The sequence below is a fragment of the Paraburkholderia sp. RL18-085-BIA-A genome (assembly GCF_046027075.1).
GTDB lineage: Bacteria > Pseudomonadota > Gammaproteobacteria > Burkholderiales > Burkholderiaceae > Paraburkholderia.
This window is the reverse complement of record NZ_JARESU010000382.1, coordinates 1-1,755: the sequence shown is the minus strand read 5'-3', so window position 1 is coordinate 1,755 and position 1,755 is coordinate 1. Positions and strand designations below refer to the sequence as shown.

Sequence of the window (1,755 nt, the reverse complement as noted above, 5' to 3'; positions counted from 1 at the left end):
ACATAATCTCGTAAAGCAAGGCGTAGAACCCCATCACCGGGTTGTCACTCGGCGCTGCCGCGAGTGCTGCCAGTTCGATCTGCGCGATGTGCGCCACTCGTTCTTCGGGCACGCCCTGGAAAAGATACTTTTTGGCGTTCTCGAAGCAGATGCCCTCAGCTTGAGCAAAAAACAGCGGTACTGAGAGGGCATACTCGCCGCGCGAGTGGGCATCGACAGCCGGACGGATGGCGAACGCGCGGGAAGGGTGCTCGTCAACAATACTGTTGAGATGATCGGTCAGGTCCTCTGCGTAGAGCTTCGCAAGCACGGTCTCGAGCTCGTCCAGGCTCCCACCGCTTGCCGCTTGACGGGCGAACTGATCAAGCTCTGACAATCCGAAATAGCCGCTCATGAACCACCCTCGCTTAGCTAGCGATAGTGCGCAGTTTGCGAGTTCGGGATACACCTCCATCCGGGCATCAAAGTTTGTTTGCAAACGATTCGCGAACCCGACAAATTCGATCGCCAGTCCCTGCACACCATTCGCGATCGACGCCAGTAGCGGTTGGTTCTTTTCAATCCAGCCCGCGAACGCCTGGCCGAGCTGGATGAGTGGGGCGAGGTCATTTTTGTTTTCTTCCATGTTTGCAGCCTTCCGAGGGATCTGGATTGCTGATTATGTCGATGAAGTCCTGTGCGTGCGCGCGTGAAGATGCGGGGCACTGATCTGTCGGCCCGATGTCGGGTCGCTGTCGTGTCGTCGTTGCAGGCGCCGCCGCATCATTATCCCGTCCACTTAATGGAGATCACGATGCCAACCACGGAACAAACCCAGCCCCGCCTCCTGACTGAAGGCGAACTCGCCGTAGTGGTCAGGTTCTTTCGAGAAAGCCGGCAATGGTCGCAGGAGCAGCTTGCTGACCTCTCAGGCCTGAGCGTGCGGACAATACAGCGTGTCGAACGTGGCGATGCATCCGGCTTTGACACGCGCCGAGCGATCGCTCGAGCCTTCGAGTTCGAAGATATCGACGCGTTGAACAAGCCGTTTTCGATACGGACGGCCGAGGAAATGCAGGCGGCAAAGGAGAAGTTTGACCGCGAACACGTCACGCTCAAGGCACTGCCACTTAAGACCGGCAAGCAGCCGGCGAAGCTTGCCGAAGCCCACAGCATGGATCTTTCGGCTCTGGTGCAAATGGGATCGGCGAATCGGTTAAAGTTGTCGGAACGAAACGAACTGATGTCCGGCGATGAACAAGCTGAAAAGTCTGGAGGAGTTGTTCGGCGGACGCCATTTTGATCGGGAGATCATCATTCTGTGTGTTCGCTGGTACCTGCGCTACAAGCTCAGCCTACGCGATCTGGTCGAGATGATGGCCGAACGGGGTTTGTCGCTGGCTCACACGACGATCCTGCGCTGGGTGAGGCGTTATACGCCCGAGTTCGTCAAACGCTGGAACCGCTTTGCTACGCCTGCGGGTCGTTCGTGGCGTGTCGACGAGACCAACCTGAAGATTCGTGGCAGGTGGGTCTACCTGTACCGTGCGGTGGATCGGGCCGGCGAGACTGTGGACTTCATGCTCAGGGCGAGGCGCGACGTGGCAGCGGCCAAAGCCTTCTTCAGCAAGGCCATCAGGCATCAGGGCCAGTCACCGGAGACCATCACGCTCGACGGCTATGCTGCCTCGCACCGCGCGGTGCGCGAGATGAAGACCGATGGTCTGTTGCCTGAAGACACGAAGGTCCGGTCGTCGAAATATCTGAACAACGTGA

At 58.2% G+C, this 1,755-nt stretch carries 3 protein-coding genes; 2 read left to right on the top strand and 1 reads right to left on the bottom strand.

Going from position 1 to position 1,755, the window contains the following annotated elements; translation table 11 throughout:
- The coding region (locus tag P0D89_RS52600; RefSeq protein ID WP_408379562.1) for a hypothetical protein at window positions 1–625 on the bottom strand (625 nt) is incomplete at its 3' end.
- A gap of 168 nt (window positions 626–793) precedes the next feature.
- Here P0D89_RS52600 and P0D89_RS52595 point away from each other — a divergent pair.
- Complete coding sequence (locus P0D89_RS52595; protein WP_408370208.1) at window positions 794–1,282, top strand: helix-turn-helix domain-containing protein; 489 nt, start codon at window positions 794–796, stop codon at window positions 1,280–1,282.
- Window positions 1,233–1,755 (top strand): IS6 family transposase (locus P0D89_RS52590; protein WP_408370205.1); only part of this gene is annotated, 523 nt, incomplete at its 3' end. The genes P0D89_RS52595 and P0D89_RS52590, both read left to right, overlap by 50 nt.

What these genes read in the sequence shown, in the direction of transcription:
- P0D89_RS52595 (WP_408370208.1), top strand. Translation starts at nt 794, where the DNA reads ATGCCAACCACGGAACAAACCCAGCCCCGCCTCCTGACTGAAGGCGAA.